Annotated in this window: 17 protein-coding genes; 5 read left to right on the top strand and 12 right to left on the bottom strand. The window is 46.7% G+C overall.

Features of this window, described 5'->3' with window-relative positions:
- Nucleotides 1–6: 6 nt before the first annotated feature.
- The 7 genes from ACO1NU_RS09120 to ACO1NU_RS09090 form a co-directional block, all read right to left on the bottom strand.
- Nucleotides 7–1,137, bottom strand: coding sequence for a sensor protein KdpD (locus tag ACO1NU_RS09120; RefSeq protein ID WP_448818164.1), 1,131 nt, complete (start codon nucleotides 1,135–1,137; stop codon nucleotides 7–9).
- Nucleotides 1,138–1,154: 17 nt separating this feature from the next.
- Nucleotides 1,155–2,225: a porin gene (locus tag ACO1NU_RS09115; protein ID WP_448818163.1), complete on the bottom strand. Its 1,071-nt coding sequence runs from the start codon at nucleotides 2,223–2,225 to the stop codon at nucleotides 1,155–1,157.
- A 13-nt stretch (nucleotides 2,226–2,238) separates the two neighbouring features.
- The gene (locus ACO1NU_RS09110; RefSeq protein ID WP_448818162.1) at nucleotides 2,239–2,814 is read right to left on the bottom strand and encodes a K(+)-transporting ATPase subunit C; all 576 of its coding nucleotides are present in this window, start codon (nucleotides 2,812–2,814) and stop codon (nucleotides 2,239–2,241) included.
- Between the two features lie 12 nt (nucleotides 2,815–2,826).
- On the bottom strand, nucleotides 2,827–4,854 hold the full coding sequence (gene kdpB / locus ACO1NU_RS09105) for a potassium-transporting ATPase subunit KdpB (RefSeq protein WP_448818161.1): 2,028 nt from the start codon (nucleotides 4,852–4,854) through the stop codon (nucleotides 2,827–2,829).
- 79 nt (nucleotides 4,855–4,933) lie between these two features.
- The gene (gene kdpA, locus ACO1NU_RS09100; RefSeq protein WP_448818160.1) at nucleotides 4,934–6,652 is read right to left on the bottom strand and encodes a potassium-transporting ATPase subunit KdpA; all 1,719 of its coding nucleotides are present in this window, start codon (nucleotides 6,650–6,652) and stop codon (nucleotides 4,934–4,936) included.
- 9 nt (nucleotides 6,653–6,661) lie between these two features.
- Nucleotides 6,662–6,739, bottom strand: a complete 78-nt coding sequence (locus ACO1NU_RS09095) for a potassium-transporting ATPase subunit F (protein ID WP_448818310.1) — start codon at nucleotides 6,737–6,739, stop codon at nucleotides 6,662–6,664.
- 268 nt (nucleotides 6,740–7,007) lie between these two features.
- Nucleotides 7,008–8,336, bottom strand: a complete 1,329-nt coding sequence (locus ACO1NU_RS09090; protein WP_448818159.1) for a sigma-54-dependent transcriptional regulator — start codon at nucleotides 8,334–8,336, stop codon at nucleotides 7,008–7,010.
- Nucleotides 8,337–8,643: 307 nt separating this feature from the next.
- Between ACO1NU_RS09090 and ACO1NU_RS09085 the strand changes: the two genes are divergently transcribed.
- Entirely contained in the window at nucleotides 8,644–11,070 is a 2,427-nt protein-coding gene (locus tag ACO1NU_RS09085) for an outer membrane beta-barrel protein (RefSeq protein WP_448818158.1), read from the top strand.
- A 52-nt stretch (nucleotides 11,071–11,122) separates the two neighbouring features.
- Here the strand turns inward: ACO1NU_RS09085 and ACO1NU_RS09080 are convergent, their stop codons facing one another.
- On the bottom strand, nucleotides 11,123–11,854 hold the full coding sequence (locus ACO1NU_RS09080) for a hypothetical protein (protein ID WP_448818157.1): 732 nt from the start codon (nucleotides 11,852–11,854) through the stop codon (nucleotides 11,123–11,125).
- 14 nt (nucleotides 11,855–11,868) lie between these two features.
- Entirely contained in the window at nucleotides 11,869–12,597 is a 729-nt protein-coding gene (locus ACO1NU_RS09075; protein WP_448818156.1) for a hypothetical protein, read from the bottom strand.
- A gap of 181 nt (nucleotides 12,598–12,778) precedes the next feature.
- Here ACO1NU_RS09075 and ACO1NU_RS09070 point away from each other — a divergent pair, with 181 nt between their 5' ends.
- The 3 genes from ACO1NU_RS09070 to ACO1NU_RS09060 all read left to right on the top strand — a co-directional run bounded on the left by ACO1NU_RS09070 (nucleotide 12,779) and on the right by ACO1NU_RS09060 (nucleotide 16,790).
- Entirely contained in the window at nucleotides 12,779–13,918 is a 1,140-nt protein-coding gene (locus ACO1NU_RS09070) for an acyltransferase family protein (RefSeq protein WP_448818155.1), read from the top strand.
- 185 nt (nucleotides 13,919–14,103) lie between these two features.
- Complete coding sequence (locus tag ACO1NU_RS09065) at nucleotides 14,104–14,769, top strand: rhomboid family intramembrane serine protease (RefSeq protein ID WP_448818154.1); 666 nt, start codon at nucleotides 14,104–14,106, stop codon at nucleotides 14,767–14,769.
- 98 nt (nucleotides 14,770–14,867) lie between these two features.
- Nucleotides 14,868–16,790: a tetratricopeptide repeat-containing sensor histidine kinase gene (locus ACO1NU_RS09060; protein WP_448818153.1), complete on the top strand. Its 1,923-nt coding sequence runs from the start codon at nucleotides 14,868–14,870 to the stop codon at nucleotides 16,788–16,790.
- A gap of 204 nt (nucleotides 16,791–16,994) precedes the next feature.
- Here ACO1NU_RS09060 and ACO1NU_RS09055 read toward each other — a convergent pair whose 3' ends face one another.
- Both ACO1NU_RS09055 and ACO1NU_RS09050 read right to left on the bottom strand, forming a co-directional pair.
- Nucleotides 16,995–18,929: an ATP-binding protein gene (locus tag ACO1NU_RS09055; protein ID WP_448818152.1), complete on the bottom strand. Its 1,935-nt coding sequence runs from the start codon at nucleotides 18,927–18,929 to the stop codon at nucleotides 16,995–16,997.
- A complete protein-coding gene (locus ACO1NU_RS09050) occupies nucleotides 18,877–19,167 on the bottom strand; it encodes a hypothetical protein (RefSeq protein WP_448818151.1) in 291 nt (96 codons plus the stop codon). Before ACO1NU_RS09050 ends, ACO1NU_RS09055 begins: the two co-directional genes overlap by 53 nt.
- 85 nt (nucleotides 19,168–19,252) lie before the next feature.
- On the opposite strand from ACO1NU_RS09050, the gene ACO1NU_RS09045 reads away from it, so the two are divergent.
- Nucleotides 19,253–20,179, top strand: coding sequence for an alpha/beta hydrolase (locus ACO1NU_RS09045; protein WP_448818150.1), 927 nt, complete (start codon nucleotides 19,253–19,255; stop codon nucleotides 20,177–20,179).
- On the opposite strand, the gene ACO1NU_RS09040 is transcribed toward ACO1NU_RS09045, so the two are convergent.
- On the bottom strand, nucleotides 20,151–22,187 hold the full coding sequence (locus ACO1NU_RS09040; RefSeq protein WP_448818149.1) for a TonB-dependent receptor plug domain-containing protein: 2,037 nt from the start codon (nucleotides 22,185–22,187) through the stop codon (nucleotides 20,151–20,153). The two genes, ACO1NU_RS09045 and ACO1NU_RS09040, sit on opposite strands and share 29 nt — an antisense overlap.

Here is a 22,187-nt window from a genome sequence, read left to right as displayed (position 1 = left end):
AAGATCTTATGAAAGAATGATAAGATCGCTGTCTGTTTCTGATATCTTTTTTAAAAGCTTACTGAAGATCGCAGTTTGCCATACCATTTGAAAGAACTTTAAATGCGGCTTTCCGATACAGATCGTTGTGACATCCTTTTCGGCGGCTACTTGCATGATGGTCTGGGTAATATCTTCGCCTTTGACTTTAAGTACCTCTGCCCCGAGTTCGGTTGCCAGTTTGAAGTTGTTGATGAGGTGGCGTTGCAAATCAAGTCTGATCTTGTCGCCACCTTCATGGCTTCTCTGCACATAAAGCAGGATCCAGGTGGAGTGGTGGTAGGATGCAAGTCGCGCTGTTTTACGAATGATGATCTTAGCCGTCTTATGATTGGTTGAAATACAGGCCAGGAACTTTTCTGGCCTGAGTTTGACTTGGGCGGGCACTTCCGCATTGATCTTTCTTTGCAGGTGATGGGCAACTTCTTTAAGCGCAAGTTCACGCAACTGAAGAATCCGCTCGCGCTTGAAGAAATTATCAAGCGCGCTCCTGATTTTAGTACTGTCGTAGATCTTACCCGCTTCAAGCCTTTCGATAAGCTCGTCAGCTGTCAGGTCGATATTGACGATCTCGTCGGCCAGTTCCAGAATTCTGTCCGGTATTCTTTCCGTGACGGGTACGCCGGTGATTGATTCAATTTCTTCGTTCATGCTCTCCAGATGCTGAATGTTGACGGCTGATATGACGCTGATGCCGGCGTCCAGGATGTCAGCAACATCCTGCCAGCGCTTAGCGTTTTTACTTCCCTCAGTGTTCGTATGCGCCAGCTCATCAACAATAACAACCTCCGGGTGAATATTGAGGATATTTTGCACATCCATTTCTTCGAGTTCTTTTCCCTTATAGAAGATCTTCCGTCTCGGGATCAGAGGCAGGTTGTGTAAAAGAGCGTGAGTCTCCGCTCTATTGTGAGTTTCGATATATCCGATCTGAAGGTCGATCCCATTCTTGAGCAGGGCATGCGCCTCCTGCAACATGCGATACGTTTTACCCACCCCGGCACTCATGCCTATATAGACTTTGAACTTTCCTCTCCGGGACTTCTTCACGAGGTCCAGGAAATTTTTAACTGATCCTGTCTTCTCTGATTCTTCCATGACGATTGAATGGAGCCTTAGAAAGAGATGGCTATACTTGCTGTGATCAACTCATTTCTGTCGCTCAGCGTCTCCCTCCTGAAAAAAATATCATCTTTGCTGTTGTACATTTTACCTTCCAGTCGCAATAGAGCATTGCTGACGGGGGCGTAGTCGATATTCACGGAATATCCACTGGTGTTAAACCCGTGCCCCGTTGAGGAAGCGATCAACATTCCATTTTGATCGTGGAAATATTCTGCTCTTGCGGCAAGGGCTAATTTACTGCTGATTCGGTATTGAGCGATGGCAACCGGGGAAAATACCTCATTTTTCCGGTTACTGCCTTTTTCGCGCTGCTGAGTCCCGTAATCGAAGCCGAGAGTAATTCCGAGATGTGAGCTGACTTGAATGACACTATAAACATTATGATACAATCGTCTTACGCGAATAGAATCAGCACCCTCTGTTCCCAGGTAGCTGCTGTAATTCAGGCTGAGCGAAGAGAGCGGCTTCCAGGTGAGTTGCAGTCCGCCGGCAGGCTGTCCGTTGCCGTACTGGCGGGTAATCCGTTGCCAGCCATTTAGATAGAGTAGGGATGCTGTAAGTTTACCGTCGTCAGTGCCGTAACTTAGTTTTGCCCCTGCTTCATAATAGGGTGTGTTTTCGGATGAAATATTTCTCGTCAGTACCCAGCAGTCTTTGGATATGGCGCTTTCAAAGCCAATGTGCGAAGGGAAAATTCCTGCATCCAGCCACAGGTTACTGGAAGGGGAAAGCTTTATCCCGGCATTTGCCTCGTAGATGTTTTTCAAAACACCAGGCTCTGCAGCCAGGTTGGCATTGGCGTATGTTCCGGCCATCAGGGCCACATTAACTCTTACCAATCCATTGTCATAGCTCCCTTTGATGAATCCAAGATTGAGGTTTACTTCATTGTGGCGGTTATGCGAATAGACGAATCCAGGCCTGGTGTTGTCTGTGGGTTTGTTAAAGTCGTAGCCAAAGTAGGTCTCTATGTATCCGCTTACTTTAATGGCAGGATCGTTTTGTGCGTAGCAAACAGAAGCGCTTGTTAAAGCAGTTGCTAATATGAAGAGTTTTTTCATGAATGTGGTCGTATTATAAATTCTGATTTTTCAGTTCGTCTAGTGCGATGTTGAGCTGAAGTACGTTCACCGAAGAGGGACCCAGTAGTCCCAGCAATGGTTTTTTCGTGTGCGTGGCAACCAAGTCGGCCACTTGTTTTTCGTCCAGCCTGCGATAGGCGGCAACTCTTTTAACCTGGATCATAGCTCCCGGTACTGATATATCAGGATCAAGTCCGCTCCCGGACGCAGTAACCATATCTGCAGGGATGTCTGCTTTCTTCAGGCCAGGGTGGTATTTGATCAAGGTATCTATCCGGTCTGAAACCTGCTGGAGATAGTCAGTGTTAGATGCGCCCTTATTGGATCCCGCGGATCCGGCTGCGTTGTAGCCGGCAGCGGAAGGGCGCCCCCAGAAGTACTCAGGCTTGGAAAATGATTGCCCCAGTCGTGCATAACCGACTACTTTTCCGTTTCTGGTGATCTTCTCACCGCCTCCTCCGCCGGGGGAAAGTTTGCCGACGAAGGCGATGCTAAGGGGATAGATGATGCAGAGTAAAACCATGAGGACTGCTGTAAGGCGGATGGATTGTATAAGGTACTTTTTCATATTTCTCGATAATTAAATAAACAGGCCAACCAGGATGTCGATCAGCTTAATGCCGGCGAAGGGCGCGACCACACCGCCAAGTCCAAAAACCAAAAGGTTATGCCGGAGCAGCGCACTGGCTCCTATCGGCTTATAAGCCACACCTTTCAGCGCGAGGGGAATCAACAGAGGGATGATGATGGCATTGAAGATAACGGCAGATAAAATGGCACTTTCGGGACTATGCAGTCCCATGATGTTCAGACTCTGCAAGGCAGGAATGGAGGCAATAAATAGTGCGGGTACAATGGCAAAATATTTGGCCACATCATTCGCAATGGAGAAGGTGGTAAGGGTGCCGCGTGTGATCAGCAACTGCTTGCCTATTTCAACGATCTCAATAAGCTTGGTGGGATCATTGTCGAGATCGACCATGTTACCCGCTTCTTTCGCCGCCTGAGTACCGCTGTTCATTGCTACTCCTACATCAGCCTGTGCGAGTGCGGGTGCGTCATTGGTGCCATCGCCCATCATGGCTACAAGCTTGCCCTCGGCCTGTTCAGCCTTGATGTAATTCATCTTGTCTTCGGGCCTTGCTTCAGCGATGAAGTCGTCTACTCCGGCTTTTTCAGCAATGAACCTGGCAGTCAGCGGATTGTCCCCCGTTACCATTACGGTCTTGACACCCATCTTTCTGAGGCGTTCAAAGCGTTCGCTGATGCCGGGCTTAATAATGTCCTGAAGTTCTATTACCCCCATAGCCTGTTCATTAAGCGCAACCACTAACGGAGTCCCTCCGTTACCGGATATCTTCTTTACCTGATCTTCAGTTTCGGTCGGGAAGCTCTGACCTGAGGCCTTCACCATATTATGGATAGCGTCAAATGCCCCTTTCCTGATCCTTCTGCCGTCTGCAGTATCTAATCCGCTGGAGCGGGTTTCTGCAGTGAATCTGATGAAGGAGGAGCCTTCGGGAGCAGGTGCCATTTTGTAGTTCTGAGCCAGCGCCAGTTCGATGATCGACCTTCCTTCTGGTGTCTCGTCGGCAAGAGAGCTCAGTACGCAGGCTTTGATAAACTCAGTGTCAGCTATTCCCGGGGCAGGATAGAAGTGAGTGGCTTTCCTGTTGCCGATCGTAATGGTTCCGGTCTTGTCTAACAGCAGCACATCAATGTCGCCTGCTGTTTCAACGGCTTTACCCGACTTGGTTATCACGTTCGCACGTAAAGCCCGGTCCATTCCGGCAATTCCGATAGCAGACAGTAGGCCGCCAATTGTCGTCGGGATGAGACACACAAACAGGGAGATCAGGGCGGCAATAGTTACCGGCGTGTTTGCGTAATTAGCAAATGGCTTCAAGGTGACGCATACGATGATGAACACGATGGTAAAGCTGGCCAGCAGTATGGTCAGGGCGATTTCGTTAGGGGTTTTCTGCCTTGATGCTCCCTCTACGAGAGCAATCATCTTGTCAAGAAAGCTCTCCCCCGGCTGGGTATTGACAAGTACCTTAATCTGGTCTGACAGCACCTTCGTGCCACCGGTAACAGATGATTTATCCCCGCCGGACTCGCGGATAACAGGAGCAGACTCTCCGGTTATTGCAGACTCGTCTATCGTGGCGATACCTTCAATGATTTCTCCATCGGATGGTATCGTATCTCCGGCCTGACAAATGAAAATGTCACCTTTTTTAAGCAGGCTGGAGGACCGGACTTCGATTCTTCCGTCTTCCATTACCATCTTGGCCGGAGTCTCGGTCCGGGTCTTCCTTAAGGAGTCTGCCTGCGCTTTGCCTCGCGCTTCAGCAATAGCTTCGGCAAAGTTTGCGAACAAGACAGTAAGAAAGAGGATAACGAAGATTAGAAGGTTGTATGCAGGCGAGCCCTGCCCCGGATTATTTAAAGAGTATAAGGTTACGCAAGCCATGATCAGGGTGCCAATCATTACGGTAAACATGACCGGGTTTTTGATCATTGACCGTGGGTCAAGCTTGATAAACGACTGCTTTATTGCGTCCTGAACGAGAGCAGGTTCAAATAATTTATTAGGATTTTTCATCAACGTATTATTGTTTTTAACAGTGATGAAGCGATCATGAGCACGCTTTTTTGCCAGTTCACAATCGTTTCATAGAACTTTATTTAAGCATCGAGAAGTATTCAGCCAACGGCCCCAGAGTCAAGGCAGGGAAATAGGAGAGTGCATTGAGTACGAGGATCACCGCAAACGTCATCATACCAAAAGTCAGCGTATCTGTTTTCAGGGTTCCGGCTGATTCAGGGATGTATTTTTTGGAGCCGAGCAGGCCTGCAATGGCTAAGGGGCCAATGATCGGCAGGAAGCGTCCCAGGAACAGGATGAAGCCGGTCAGCATATTCCACAGCACGTTGTTGTCGCCCAGCCCTTCAAAACCTGACCCGTTGTTGGCGTTTGCAGAGGTTACTTCATACAACATTTCAGAGAAGCCATGAAAACCAGGATTGTTGAGCCAGTTTTGCGGTTGTACGGCCCAGGCTGCATCCCCATGCTCCGTAAATACATAGGTCGTGATCGCGGTTCCCGCGAGGATAAGGAATGGACTTAGAAGGGTGATAAGTGCCGCGATTTTCACCTCCCTGGCTTCCACTTTATGACCTAGAAACTCAGGGGTGCGTCCCACCATTAGCCCGGATATAAAGACAGCGATAATCAGATAAATGAAGTAGTTGAGCAAACCTACACCACAACCGCCATAGAATGCATTGATCATCATGGCTAAGAGTTGCCACAGGCCTGTTAGGGGCATGGTGCTATCGTGCATGCTGTTGACAGAGCCTGTCGAGATGATGGTGGTCACGGTGCTCCAGTATGCTGATATAGCTGGTCCGAACCGCACCTCTTTACCTTCCATAGCGCCTGTTTCCTGGGAAACGCCCAATTTAGCAATTGCCGGGTTGCCACCTAACTCTGAACTTATTGTCGGAATCAACAGAAGAAGCATACCTATAGTCATCACCCCGAAGATTATCCAGGCTAACTTTTTCCGGCGGATAAATATTCCGAAGGCGACAATCATCGCAATTGGGATAATCACCTGTGCAATCAGCTCTACCATATTGCTTAGATAATTGGGGTTCTCAAGCGGATGCGAAGAGTTGACACCGAACCATCCGCCGCCGTTCGTACCCAGATGCTTAATGGCGATCATACCGGCAGCGGGACCTCTGGAGACATTTACGGTATCCCCCTGAAGAGAAATGTATTGATCTTTACCCTCATAGCTCGCAGGACTTCCGTTTAATGCGAGAATGGTGGCAATGACAAGGCTTAAGGGTAACAGGAGTCTCGTGATCGACTTAACGAAGAAGACCCAGAAATTACCAAGTGTGGTGCTCGTTTTCTCTCTGAATGCCTTGAAGAACACTACTGCGGCAGCTATGCCGGTGGCGGCGCTCACAAACTGCAGGAACATCACGACGAAATGCTGAGTCAGATAGGTGAGTCCGCTCTCTCCGGAGTAATGTTGTAGATTGCAATTTACAACGAAACTGATGATGGTGTTAAATGACAGGTCCGGGCTCATACCTGGATTTCCGTCGGGGTTGAGAGGAAGCTTGTCCTGGTACATGAGAACAAAAAAGCCGTAGAGGAGCCACACCATGTTGATCGTCAGCAGAGCTTTCATATGTTGCTTCCAGTTCATTTCCTCTTTTGGATTGATCCCGGAAAGCTTGTAAATGCCGGATTCAATTGGTTTTAGAAAGTCGGTCCAGACTCTCTCTCCCGCAAATATCTTCGCCAGGTAGCCACCGAGGGGAATGGCAATTACCAGGGTAAGCAGGTAGGTTACAATAATTCCAAGTAATTCTGTGTTCATGATGTTCAATTAAAATTTTTCCGGCCTGATCAGCACGTAAATCATATAGATGAATACGATGATGGCAATGATGAATAATGCAGTCATAATGCTTTAGATTTTTTCGAATAAGTCGATCGATTTGTAAGCGGCCCGGCATAGAAATAGCAGGGCGACGAGTAGTAGGATGGTAAGCATAGCGTTTTCTTTTGATGCCACTATTCCAATCCGGGTGCCATAATGAAGGGAATATTTTTAAGATGTTGGTTATTAGTGTGTTGTGGTTTGTTTTTTCAGTCGAAGTTCTTTTTAAATAAAAAAGACCCTTCCATTTTGGAAGGGTCTTTGCTGAAATGAAAAGATAGGGATCAACTATTTAGATCCTGTACTCGTCGATCTTTCTGTATAAGGTGGTAAGACCTATTCCGAGCAGGCGCGCTGCTTCCGTCTTATTCCCTTTTGTATACCTAAGTACTTTTGTAATATGCTGTCTTTCCATATCCTGCATATTTAGCGGGTCTGCATTCCTGGTCTCATCGTGGAATTCAGCAGGAAGAAGGGCCGATGTGATCATGTCGGAATCTGTAAGGATGACTGCTCTCTCCATGATGTTTTTAAGTTCTCTGATATTGCCTTTCCACTTATGGCTCACGAGGAGGCGTTCGAACTCTTCGTCCATTTCCATGGCAGGCCGGTTTACTTTAGTTGTAAATTCAGCAAGATAATGCTTCGCAATCAGCATAATATCTTCACGGCGGTGCGCCAGCGAAGGCAATTCAATGGAGAATACCGAGAGACGGTAGAAAAGATCCAGACGAAATCTGCCCTCATCGGCCTCTTTTTTCAAGTCCCGGTTGGTAGCAGCGATGATCCTCACATCGACCTTGCTGGTTTGAGTGTCCCCCACTTTGATATAGGTGTGGCTCTCCAGTACACGAAGTAACTTGGCCTGAAGGTCCAGGTTCATTTCTCCAATCTCATCCAGGAATATGGTTCCTTCATGTGCTTCCTCAAGCAATCCCTTTTTATCTTTCAATGCGCCCGTGAATGCACCAGCCTTATATCCAAACAGTTCACTTTCAAGAAGCTCTGGGTTGAAACCGCTGCAGTTCACTGCCACGAAGGGCTTTGATCTTCTCGCGCTTTCATAATGGATAGATTGGGCAAATACTTCTTTTCCTGTTCCAGTTTCACCCAGCAGCAATACGGTTGTACTGGTGCCGGCGACGCGCTGCGCAAGGGCGACAGCCTCTCTGATGGCTCTTGACTTTCCGAGGATGGAATCGAAACTGTATCTGCGTGCAATCTTTTTCTCCAGTTCAACAACGCGGGCGTTTAACCGCGCTTTCTCCATCGCCTTGTAAACAAGGGGAATGATCTTGTCGTTATCGTCTCCCTTGGTGATATAGTCGAATGCTCCATTTCGCATGGCCATAACGCCGTCAGCGATGGTACCAAACGCAGTTAAATTGATGACCTCGGCACCTGGCCTGATCTTTTTGATCTCTTTGACCAAATCCACACCGTTGAAGTCCGGAAGTTTTACGTCACTTAGGACTACCTGAACGTCATCGTTTTTCAGGATTTTCAATCCTTCTTTGCCTGTGTGGGCCTGAAGTACTGTAAAACCCTCAAGCCCTATAATTCGTGCCAGGAGGTTGCACAGCTTTATTTCGTCATCTATTATCAGAACAGTATTTTGCATCTCAGCAGCTGGTATATTAACAGGGTGAATTTAACATCGGTGCGCCATGAAATTATTCGCAAGCTAGGAATATAGCACGAGCAAGTCATATCATTATCGCTTTAACGATCTCGGAGACAAATGTAATGCCTGAATTCGGTAGTCTCGAATTTTAGGGTGTTCATTGATCATTAAAGCCCGTAACGCCTGGTTTCTGGTAAGCATAATAATCCTGACCATTTCAAAATGGAAGGGTTTTTTCATTTTGGAAGGAATATATCTCAACATGCTTAGCTATATTCGTTAATACCTAAACCCCGCCTTATAGATGAAGCCGATCCTTATCGTTTCTTTGTTGCTTTTCGCAAACCTTGCTCTTCATGGACAGGAGCGAAGTAAAGTGAAGACTAGTTCGCAGGCAGCAGGCAGTGACCCGGGCAAGGGAACAAGGCTGAGGGGCCGTACGGTAGATTCTGCTGGCAAGCATGTTCCCTTTGTTTCCCTGGCACTTTTCAGGGATGATATCCTGCTAACCGGTTCCATGAGCGACGAAGCAGGTGTATATCAGCTGGCCTACCCGTTTGCTGTAAATCAAAAGTATCGTCTCACGGCCTCCTCATTGGGGTACAGACCGCTATCGTTTGTTTTTACTTATCCTGATACTACTTTAACTGGTAGTCTGACGCTGACGGAAGAGCAGAACATGCTGAAAACGGTCTCTGTGAGGAGCCAAAGACCTCTTATTGAACGCAGGACTGACCGGTATGTAGTCAATGTGGAAGGAAGCCTCCTTGAAAGTGGAAATAACGGACTGGAAGTGTTACAGAAATCCCCGGGCGTATGGGTTGGTAGTGATGGTTCCATTAAGATAAAAGGGAATCAATCAGTTGCCGTCATGATTAACGATGTCGTACAACGCATGTCAGAATCTGATTTGGCAGAATATCTGCGAACCTTAAAATCGGAAGATATCAGCAGGATCGAGATTATCTCCAGTCCTCCCTCGGAGTTCGAGGCCGCCGGATCAGGAGGTATTATACATATCGTTTTGAAGAAGAGCAGGAAAGACGGGATGGTAGGCACCCTGTTCGGTCAGTACCGGCAGCAGGAAGAGCGCCCGGCGTATACAGCCGGCAGCGCCTTGAACTATAAGATCAAAAACCTTTATCTGAGCGGTACTATCTCCGCAGGAAAGGATGAAAGTGATTATGTAGCCATTACCGGGATAGAGTATCCCGACAAAGATCAATATTCAAGTCTGACAAGGCGGTACAATAACAACGGGCGACTGATGTACAGGGCGGGAGCGTCTTATGATCTTGGAGCACGCCAGTCGCTGGGTGCCCAGTTTATGCATAATGCCAGTCGCTTAGATCAGTATTTTGACACAGACATTGTATTGCGGGGGGCGGAGGCGATGACGGGTATTGCCAGGTCTGAATGGTTCAGACGCCCGTCCTTCAACAGTCTCACCCTGAACTATTCTTTACAAATGGATAGCCTCGGCTCGGGACTTAAGATTATTGGCGACTATCTGAACAGCACGAAGACGGAGTTGAACAACTTCCAATCCAGCTATAGCCTAAGCCAGAGAAATTCCCACTTCCGCAACAATACACCTAATGTCACGGACCTGTATAGCATACAGTCGGATCTAACCCAGGTATTGAATAAAACAACTTCGTTAAAGGCCGGAATCAAAATTGTTGGGACAAAAAGAGATAATGAGGTGATAAACGAGAACTACGCAGAGGGAAAGTGGCAGCTCAACGATAGGCTCAGTAATCAGTTCGTCTACAAAGAACTACTTTCTATGGCCTACACATCTATGGAGAAACGGCTTGGAAAGCTAGATGTTAAAGTTGGACTAAGAGCTGAATTTACGAAGATGGACGGGAATACCGTGACGACGGGCGAACAGTTCGACAGGAATTACTTTAGTGTTTTTCCCTCAGTCTTTGTTGTCAGGAGGTTAAATGAGAGGAAGGCTAGCTCAGTTTATATGAGTTATTCAAAACGAATACAGCGGCCTTCATTTGCAGATTTAAACCCTTATCGGCTCCAGTTTGATGATTATCTCACCCAGTTGGGTAATCCCGACCTGATGCCTGAATATACGCACAAGCTTGAGCTTGGCTCTGTTTTCTGGAAGAGTTTTTCCGCTGACGTATATTATTCAAGTACAAGTGATAAGATCGCCCAGTTGGCGAGACCCATGCAAGACAAAGTGATTGAATATCAGACGATGAATTTCAATAGCAGCAAAGAGTACGGATTATCTCTAAACGCGCCTGTTAGCCTTGTCAGATGGTGGAAGACGAACACCTCTATTGCTCTTTATAACCTGCGGTATGCTTTAAATGAATACAACATCAGGCAGACGACTTTTTATGCCAGGACACAGCATGAATTCTCAATAAAAAACCTGGGCGACGTTGATCTGTCTGTTGATTATCGTTCGCCTTATGTAAATGCCAACACGTATGTGGCATACCAGTTTGCAACAGATGCCGGTATATCGAGAAGGTTTCTGGACAGAAGCATGTTGCTCCGCTTCAACGTTGCTGATATACTGAATACAGCAAGAGAAAAGAACTACACACTGTATGAAGGGACGAGGATTGACTTCTACCAGAAGCGGCCTACACGCACTTTCAGTATATCCCTGAGCTATAATTTTAGTTCCGGAAAGAAGTTTAGCAACAAGCAGATTGAGCAGAGCGTGAACGAGGAGAAAAACAGAATTGGAAATTAAACCGACCCGGGCATTTCGTATGAATGATCAGACCACAAGGGAAACCTGGCATCTAGTTGATAAGCTGGACCCTTGGTTTACCGTTTACACATTCTACTCCTTTTACGGCAGGAATATTCGGTGTGAGATCACCCGATCCCTCTGCGTTAATGATCCTGATCATAAGTCGGTTATAGAGGACAATGTTTCTTTTCATATTCAGTGGACTTCCTGTTGATGAATACGGTACAAATTGCACTGACCTTGTATAGTCTTTAATCAACGCGGCGTAGCCCCAGTTGGAGGCGCTTGTACATGTTTGTGCGTTCAGATCATCAGTTACTTGCTTGTAGGTGATTTGTGCCAGAGTCTTTGCTTCGGCAATACTGATGTCTTCTGTGGTAATTACGACAAGCTTATCATTCCTGCACTCCAATCGAACGGGTTGATCCCTGGTCAATGAAACAGCCCAGCAAGGCATCGTATCCTGTACCCATCCTTCTTTAGCGATGGCTTTATTCAACTCTTCTGAATAGCGTTGGTATTCAATTTTTAATTTGTTGAATCTATCGATGTCTGCCCTTAACACCGGGAAATATCGTTCACCACATCCCGTGACCACCTCCTGTAGTGAAACATCAGATAGCTTATCGCAAGGAATGTTTTTACCTAATGATTGCATCTCTTCCAGCTTTGCTTCAGTAAGTTGCCGCCAATCTTTAGCTGTACGTTCATCTTTTTTGCAAGATGATAATAGCATGACGAGGCAAATTGAAGCCAGGCTCATTTTCAGGATTTGATTCATGTTTATATGAGTTGTTAGTCTGCAAAAAGAATACTAGGCTTGCCGTTTACGCATTCTACGCTTTTTACTCTTTTGGGCTGACTGTCATAAATGGGCTGTTCCCCGGAGTTGTTGATGATTCTCAATTTAAGACCATTGTAGAGCGAGGCTATTTTCTGAAGTTCTTTTACGTCTCCTTTTCTTGAGAAAGGAATGTACTGTATCCTCAACGGACTGTCTCTCACCAGTGCTGTATAATCCCAACCGGAATTATCGGCACAAACCTCGCTGTCTACGTGTCTCATCAACTGTTTATAAGCGTCTTCTGCAAGGGGTCCTGCTTCGTCTACGCTGATATTATAAGAGGTGATCAGTTGGATCTTATTATTGTTGCATTCAAGACGGATAGGCTGTTCCTGGTTCCAAAGCATGTCCACGCAAGGGTCTATAATAACGCCCTCCTTGATCATCGCGTCAGTTTGCTTGCCCACCAGATCGAAGTACTCCGCCTTTAGATTCTCGAATGTTTTGAGGTCAGAGTTGAGGATGGGATAGAGCTTAGAAGAGCAGCCGTTAGACAGATCCTGGATGGTGACATTTGCCTGCTGCTGGCAGGGGAGGTCACTGGAGAGTATTTCAATTTGTCTCAGTTTCGCTTGAGCAAGTTGGCCCCATTCTGAAACGCTACGCTCATCTTTTTTACAAGCAGAAAGTATTAAAATCAGGCAGAGGCTTGAGGTTAAGGCTTTGATAGTGTGGTGCATCGTTTAAGCTAGTTAGTATAAGTACAAGAACGTAAGTCCGGAACTAAACGCTACAGGTAAAAATATTCAGGCGCATATTTTTTAGAAAGAGACAAAAAAGCCTATTTTACGCCTTAATGCCAGTCGGATATCAGGAAGATGCCCGGTCTGGTTAAATCCAGTACTAGCCGATAAAATTACGATGATGCAAACCAATAGTTTTCCTGATGCTAAGCCGCACTACCAAATCCTCGATGGATTAAGAGGTGTTGCGGCGATTGTGGTGGTGCTTTTTCATATCCTCGAAGCGCATGCGGGAGGAGATCATACTAAGCAAATTATTAATCACGGATATCTCGCGGTCGACTTTTTCTTTATGCTATCAGGTTTTGTGATAAGCTACGCGTATGATGACCGTTGGAATATTATGTCCCTCAAGCAGTTCTTTTTGCGCAGAATTATTCGGCTCCACCCCATGATTATAGCTGGATCTATTATTGGGGCCTTGTTTTTTTATTTTCAGGATTCTGCAGCACTCGGCTGGGGTGGGATCAGTGAGGTGCCTTTCTGGAAACTGATAATGGTGATGATCATAGGCTGTACGCTGATCCCTGTAGGTAAAGGGCTCGACATCCGCGGTTGGAGTGAGATGCACCCACTGAACGGACCCGCCTGGTCACTCTTTTTTGAATATATCGCGAATCTCCTCTATGCCATCGTCTTACGACGACTAAAGACGGTAATGCTGTTCATTCTTGCTTTGATAGCTCTCGGTTTTACCTTACGTTTCGCCTTGACGGATCCGCAGGGTGATTTTGTTGGCGGCTGGACCATTGATGATCCGCGACAGCTCATGATAGGATTTACACGTCTTTCCTTTCCGTTTCTGGCGGGAATGATCTTAGCTCGCACAGGTAAATTGAGGTTTACCCGTTATGCCTTCCCTATTGCTTCGCTACTGCTGGTTACATTGCTCTCTTTGCCACGCATCCCTCCTGTAGATGTTCCATGGATGAACGGCCTTTACGAGAGTATCTGTGTAATCATCCTGTTTCCCCTCATTATCTGGCTTGGAGCGGGCGGAAAGGTGGAGGGAAAGCAAGCAAACAAGCTCTGCACCTTCCTGGGAGATATATCTTATCCAATTTATATCACTCACTATCCCTTGATTTATCTCTACACTGCCTGGGTTGCAAATGAGAAATTATCCTTTCAGCAATCGTGGCCTGCAGCTTTGTTGACGGCAGCAGGGGCCCTGCTTCTGGCTTACTGCTCCATGAGATTCTATGATGTACCTGTGCGAAAATGGCTTCAGAAAATGTTTTTCCCTAAGAGAGCATAGTGCTATTTCCTGTGAGATATCGGCGCATAGTGTGGTTTTTATCAACAGGGACTGCTTTATGTCATGGCTCTATGGATAAGTCTGACCTTTCAGATAATCAGTAGATTATAACATTTTTGTTGCATTGAGCTGATTCCTGAACATGTTTGGTGTGCTTCTTGGAAGTTTCTCTGTAAGGAGGAACGATGATGATAATAATCGAACAAACACCATTCAAGCGAGGTATCCAGCTATTGATTATGGCTCATTTGACATTGTTCATATTGGCCATGTCAGCTGCATCAAAGAATATCACCGATTTCATTCTGTCTTCTGATATCGGAAGTTTATCCTCTCATTGGTGGAGTGTCATGACTTACCAGTTTGTACATACTGAAATTCACGAATTCATGCTCAGCATGGGAGCATTGTGGTTTTTCGGAAGGATTCTTCAAAAGCGTGCCGGATGCATGGCTGTTCTCAGATTGTATGCAGTTAGTGCTGTCACCGGTTCTGCAGTCTTCCTTTTGGCTCATCAGATCTTTCCGACTTTTGCCGGCAGAAATCATATGATGGAAGGAGCATTTATAAGTGTGCTCTCCATTATGACGGCTACTCTTGCAACTTGCGGATCAAGATATACCCTTCAGTTTGGCGGTGTGTCTGTATTACTCTGGCACGTGTATTTAGCCGTACTGGCTACAAGTCTGTTTCTGGTCTACGAGCATAATATAGCCTGCATTCTGACATACCTGGCAGGTATAGCAGTCGGATTCAGATACAGTTACCCCCGGGAGGGTGATTTTCGCTCTTCTGCTTTGAAACTCCCTGACCATTCTCAGCAACAGAGGCAGGCATCTGTATCTCTGTAGAGTATGTGATCACAGCATCAGAGAGCATATTCTAAACTTTATTTTCTACTAACGCAACTTCTTATCGTAAAATGTGGTTTTTTTCACATTTTTGAACTATGCCAAGGATTACGCTGCTGGCCCAGCTCTTACTTTTCTTTTGTTATTCTGCCTATTCTCTGGAACGCCCTTCATTACAGGAGGTATCGAACTTGTCTGTTCCTGCCGTTCGCCCTGATACTGCGCAAGTCAACAGGCTTAATGATTTAGCCAATGAGTACCTGAAAGAACAGGTTTTCGATAGCGTGGAGCTGTTTTCAAAGAGGGCTGTTACCTTGTCCGAATCGATCAATTTCAAGTATGGATTGTCTGTAGCCCTCGCGAACATAGCGAAGGTGCACTATATGAAAGGCGACTATAAGCCGGCACTTAGCTCCATTTTGAAAAGTCTTAATCTTTCTGAAAGTATACACCATCCTGCAGGAGTAGCCATCTGTCTCAACGTCATTGGTCTTATACACTTGGCACAGGGTAACAGAGAGTTGTCGCTTGAAGAATTTAGTAAGGCTGCCACTCTGAATATGAAGGTTGGGGACCGTTATCGCTTATCGACAAACTATTTCAATATGGGTTTGGCATACAACGAGCTCAACTTGACAGATAGCGCGCTGACAGCCTTCTCTAAGGCTATAAAAATCAGTACAGAGATCAGGCATTTGAACATGCAGGCTATGGCATCAAACCGTTTGGGAGATACGCATTTCAAAAGGAATGAAATAGATGCAGCAATAAGATATTACAGCTCGGTTCTTAATAACGATGAATATCAGAATGATTGGGAAAATAGCTTCGCGTACACAGGTCTCGCTCAGTGTTTTGAAAAACAGGGAAGGTATCGGAATGCGGTAAAGTACGCGGGAAGGGGATTGGAACTTGCAGAAAAGAAGAAGGTTAAATGGGATGCCGAACGAGCATTCAGGGTGTTACACCATTCGTATGCAAAGCTCGGTGATTACCGGCTGGCCTATAAGTACCTGCTTCTTAATAAATCTTTCAGTGATAGCCTCTTGAATGAAAGCAAGGTGAAAGAACTGAATGCTCTGCAGCTGAACCATCAAAAGGCGGTTAATCGGGTGTTGATAAAAGAGAAAGAGATGGCGCTTCAGAAAAGTTTGCTCAGCAAGCAAGTGTTATTTCTCAGTGTGTTTATTATTGCTTTACTGATATTTTTGCTCTTTGTATTGTTCAGAAATGTTCGTGTTAAAAATCGACTGAATAAAGATCTCACGAAAAAGTCGGTCCACCTGGAAGAACGTAAGGAAGAAATAAAGCAGCAGAACAGCGAACTTAACGAACTCAACCGGACTAAAGACCAGCTGTTTTCGATTATCAGTCACGACTTGAGAAGCCCCTTTGCTGCTATCCTGGGTACTTTGCAACTCCTGAAAACCGTAGAGGTTGACAGGGACGAGTTGACATATCTTCTTGACACGTTGTATGAGCAAACTGCAGCTACCTCCGCGATGACCGATAACTTGCTGGTTTGGGCGAGGAGCCAGCAGGAGGGCATATCGGCTCGCTTCTCCCGGGTTCAGTTATCTGAGGTCATGATGGAGGTTCTGACAGTGTTTCAAAATATAGCTACTGAGAAACGAATTGAAATCAGGCACGAGATCGATAAAGACGCGTATAGCTATGCTGACCGGGATCACGTTAAGATCATCCTCCAGAATCTGTTAGCGAATGCCATTAAGTTTACACCGGCTAAGGGAAGGATTGCCATTCTATACGGTGCCCATCAGGGGACGACATGCGTCAGTATACAAGATAATGGAGTAGGCATGTCTGAAAATAAAATCCAGCAGCTTTTTCATAGATCAGGAAAGGATATTAGTACAGCAGGCACAAATAATGAGACTGGTATCGGCATCGGACTGGTACTGGTAAAGAAATTCGTGGACGCCAACCAGGGAACCTTAGTAGTTAATAGTGCAGAAAACGAGGGAACAACATTCCGGGTTTGCTTTAGAAGGGACGTATAACTTTGGAGTAACATGCACGTCCGCACCCAAAAGGTACCAAGACCTGCATGTAGATGCAACAGCTGCTCTGATATACCTCATTCACCTCCTTTTGCTTTAGTGGTCGCAATGCACACGTGATATATTGATCTTCAAAACCGGGCCGGGAAGCATCTGGAGTCTCACCAGTAGACTGTTCTCAAACTGCCCGGATCTGCCAGCCTCTCAGTTCCCGGCACGATAAGCAGGAAGGCGAATCTTTACTGTTGTTCCGCTTTCCGGACTGGAAGTAATAGAAAAACTGCCTTTTAAGAGCTTCACCTTGCTGCGGATCGACGCGATACCAATACCGCTTCTCCCTCTTTTTTTAACATCAAACCCTTTTCCATTATCCTGTACAACGATGAGCACAGAATCATCATAATCGGTGATTTCGGCCGAAGCATCAGTTGCCTCAGAATGTTTAACAACATTTGTGAGCAGTTCCTGTACTGCGCGAAAAACAGCCAGCTCAAGGAATTTGTCCAGTATGACATTACCGAGTGCGACTTTACAGCGGAACTCGATAGCACCCTCAAGCTGGTCGCAAATAGACTTGACCGCAGCTTTTAAGCCAAAATCCTCCAATATCGTGGGCGACAAGGTATGAGAGATCCGGCGCGTGCTTCTGATGGCGTCTGCCAGTAGGTCTTCTGCATATTTCTTTGCCTTCTGAAATTCCTCTTGTTCTTGCGTAGCTGATCTGAAAGTGAGATTGTTCATGCTGATCTTAACGGCGTATAATAGCTGTCCCAGTCCATCATGCAGACTTTCTGATATCCGGCGCCGCTCTTCTTCCTGCGTGTCAAGGGTGACCTTGAAGATTTCCCGTTGCTGTGCTGCCTCCATCTGACGGATCCTTTCTTCCGCTTTTCTGGATGAGGTGATGTCTATTGTAATGCCTAGCACCCGGCTCGGCTGATCCATGAAGCCCTTTACAGCAATTGCTTTAAAGTGAAGTACTTTACGCTGCCCAGGGACCCTGATTTCGAATGTTTTTTCGAATGAATCACTTCCCATCCGGAGAAGTTCCAGCATCTGCTCGGCAACTGTGCGGCTGCTGTCCGTCACGTACCTGATATATACCTCCGGCGAAACAGGTGAACCTGCCTTGATCTTAAAGAGTTTGTACATCTCGTCAGACCATTTTAAAATGTTTGTCTGTGGTTCGTATTCCCAGCTGCCCATCTCGGCAAGTTCCTCCGACTGCTGTAGCAGAAGATAGTTCCTGAAGCGCTCCTCTTCGGCTTGTTTTCGTTCGCTGATATCCAGATTCGTTGCGGCGATCCCATCGTCAATTTTGACGAACATGCAGGAAAACCACTTGTTAAGTCCCTCGAAAGGATAGAAGTACTCCATGCCTTGAGGTTCACCGGTTTCCATAACCCGGAGCATGGTGCGGAAGATGCCACTGGGTTCAATCCCGGGGAACTCCGCCCGGTAGAGTTTCCCGATCAGGTCACATCTGCCGACTTGCTTCTCGAGCTGTCCGTTTACCATACGGATCCTGAAGTCGACGATGCATCCGTTCTGATCGCGCACAGCCTCCATAAGCGACATGGCGATCAGGCTCGTATCAAGAATAGAGTTAAGCAAATCGCTGCTTTCTTTTAACTCCAATGTACGTAGCTTCACTTGCTCCTCTAAATTTAGCTTGTAGGCTTCCTCAGCATTTTTCCGTTCGCTCATGTCATTGAAGAGCATGGCCACGCCGCGCTTCCTGGGAGCATCTACGCGAAAGGCATATACGTCATACCATCGTCCTACTGCCCCTGCCCATTCATCAAAGTGCCGGGAAATGCCCGTCTTGGCTACCTCGCCATATATACGAAACCAGTGATCCTCCGGATTTGGCACCAGTTGACGTATCGTCTTGCCCACTACATTCCGCAATCCTGTTTCGCGTTCAAAAGCTGGGTTTACCTCCAGAAAGCGGTAATCAATAGCTTCATCCTGATCATCAAACAACACTTCAATAGTGCAAAATCCTTGTTCGATAGAATTGAATAGCGTTAGGTATTTGTCGATAACTTCGATATTGGTAGTGCGCTGCCTTTTCGCCTGATTTTCAAAGATTACAGCAACGTGGAATTCGCCAGGCTCTCCTGCTTTGATTACCACCTTCGGGAAGTTCAGAGAATAGTATTCCCGAAAGCGGAAATCCCGGCATATTGTTGGCCGCCGCATTCGCTTCCAGGCAGCGGATATCTACTGGTCGCTCGTGTTCATCAAACGTGATCTCCAGGCCCACATAGCCTTGATGCATAGCATATACCAGGTTTTTGTAATATTCATCGGAATGGTTCAGAGTTGCGGGACTTTCCATCGAATTCTGCATAGGTGACCGATCCAGTTGCATTATTATAAGCTTTTTATTTTACTATTGTTTATTTGCGGCAGATATTTGAATATATGTTTATTCTGAAAGCTAATCAATATTAAAAATGCGGCTGCAAATTATCGTCCTTCTTTTATTGTGCCTGTCAACCCGGATGAAGGCTCAGGAGTTTATTCCACTATGGCCTGAGGGTAGAATGCCGAATTCGAAAAATCTGCATTTGAGGGACTCGGTCGCGAATGAACGGATTTATCAGGTAGGTACTCCTGGAATGTATGCCTTCTTTCCCTCTTCTACTGAAAACAAGGGGGCTGCTGTGCTGATATGTCCCGGCGGGGGATATGAAAGACTGGCCTATGTCATCAGTGGAACTCAGCTTGCCAAATGGTTTAATACCATTGGAATCAGTGCGTTCGTGTTAAATTATCGTCTGCCTAATTCTCCGGATCTGAAGGATCGTCATACAGGCCCTCTGCAAGATGCTCAGCGAGCCATCAAGCTGATCCGGTCGAACGCTCCGATATGGGGGATCGACAAAACGAAGATCGGAATCCAGGGATCATCAGCCGGAGGACACCTTGCCGCTCTTACGAGTGTAAGCACTGAGGATCTTTCCTCTGTTGGAGATTCCCTTGATAAGGTCTCCGCACGCCCCAACTTCTCCATACTGGTATCTCCCGTTATTGACCTCGGTACGTTTGCCCATGTGGGTAGCCGGAAGAATCTTCTGGGGGAGAATGCTTCGAAGGCATTGATTGCCCGGTATTCTCCGAATCTGCATGTAAGTTCCACCACGCCACCGTCTTTTATCGTACACGCTTTCAACGATAAATCGGTCAGCGTGAACAATTCGCTGCTCTTCTATCAGGCTTTGCTTGACAATAAGGTACAGTCCAGTCTTCATGTCTTCCCCCAGGGAGGTCATTCTATCGCTTTGCGGAACAATCCAGGCTCCACAGAAATGTGGACTCAGTTGTGTGAAGCCTGGTTGGTAGAAATGGGCTTTATAAAAGAACCGTCATCCGGCAAGTAAGGTTTCTTCCGGGACGGGCTATCTTTTGTATATCCAGATGTTGATAATAGTGTTCGTCCAGGATGTTTTCAATCCCCAGATTGATCTTCAGTGCCTGAAGTGATGATAAGCCGAACTGCTTTCCTATGTAAAAGTTTAGTATAGTGGAAGCTGGTGTGGCAGTTTCACCATATCGGGATGTACTAACATGTTTTTGAGAGGTGTTAGTAACTCCCTCTATCCGGAGAATAGACTTTTTCAGGCTATAGTCAATCGTATTCACGGTTTTAAAAGGGGCGATCATAGGCAAAGCGAGCCCGTCACCATCAGCCCCCCGGGTAAAGGTGTTCAAACTGGTTACGACCAGCCCTCCGCCTGCTCTCCATTTAAAGGCTACTTCGCCTCCATACAGCCGGGCTGACGGAAGATTGATGTATTGCTTTACGCCATTCGCCCCAATGGTCATGGTGCTGTAACCTCCGAGGATCGATCCCGCAATGTAGTCTTTGATGAAGTAGCGGAACAGGTTGGCTGATGCTTCGATCTTTTCATTACGATAGGAGGAGTTGATGGATAAATTGACAGACGATTCTCCGCTCAGATCCGGATTGCCTATATAATCGTAGGCATCTAAGCGGTTATAGATGTAAAAGGCATAAGCCTCCTGCAGCGATGCTGCGCGCCCGCCCCGGGCAATAGAAGCATTCAGCAGCCAGTGTGCATCCGGCTTGAAGCCTAGAGCCATGCTGAGGTTGCTTATCAGGCCTCTCCTTGAAAGATCTCCGGGGAACATACCTGATAGCTGTTCCCTGGCTTCTTCTCCGCAGATATCATCATGATAGTATTCCAGGCGTGCAGAGGGTGTGAGGCTTGTCCGCTTTCCAAGTGAGAGAACATCGCTTACATAAACTCCAATGCTGCTTCTTACAGGAGATGCCAGCGTGTACATAAACATAGGAGATCCGTCCGGCGGATACATCGTCATGCTGGCTGACAGCTTGTTCTGATATCCATCCACTTTAATGTTCATGTGATGCTGATCATTCAAATGAAGATCAAGCGTTGATAATCCGCCTGAGGTGGTGGATGTGCCGGGCATATCCATATGCATGCTGACCGTTTCGGGGGGCCTCTTCGTATCATCCATAGCATGGTCGATGCTATTATAGTACGCCTTGGTTTCCCATTGAATGGTTCCCTGCTGATTAGCGTACAGGTATGAAAGGCTTGCTATCCTTGCTTTCGCAAAGGAAACATCCATCGTAAGAGCCGGGTAGCCGATGTCCCGTCCCTCATCCTGCAGATAGCTCGCTTTGAGAATACCTGTTCTTCCCAGCCTGCTCATCACAGATGCGCTTCCATTCCATTTACGATATTGTGAAAATCCAATCTCCTGGCCTCCTGCGGCCTTGTAGTTGTCACTTCTTCTGAAAATCCCATTGATCTGAAAGGCCAGATCTGCACGGCCATAGTCCAGCCCTCCAAGGGTTTGCACAGCTGCTCCATTGCTCTCGAACCCCGTTCCTATGCGGCCTGACCACCTGGGGGTTTCTCGGAATGAAGGTTCTTTAAGACGGAAGTTGATGCCGCCGCCGAGACTACTGCCCCCGGTGCTTAAGCCAGGATCGTAAGAAACGGAAATGCTCTCCAGGTTGTTGGGTTCTACGTAGGAGCTGACTGGATCCATCTTATCTGTGCATGCGCCGAAAACGCGCATGCCATCAATAGTCGTGGTGATCTGCCCACTGTTTAAACTGCGGATAGTGGGTTCCATAGCAAAGTTCCCCCGGCGTATCATGCTGATTCCCGGGGTATATTCAAGGATCTTGTCGGTCAGCTCCTGCAGACTCTTTTGTCTGGTGTCTTTCGCTGCTTCATAAATATCTTTTTCTGGCCGTATCAATACCTCATTGAGCAGCAGTGTTCTGCTGGGTAAATGCCTGCTTGCACTGTCAACAGGCTGCGCATACGAAATGCAGATGAAGGGCAGCCAGCAAATCACCGTGGATATTAACGCTCGCGTTCTCAT

The sequence above is a fragment of the Arcticibacter sp. genome, assembly GCF_053551015.1.
Note: the sequence above shows the minus strand (reverse complement) of the source record. Positions and strands in the feature narration are given on the sequence as shown.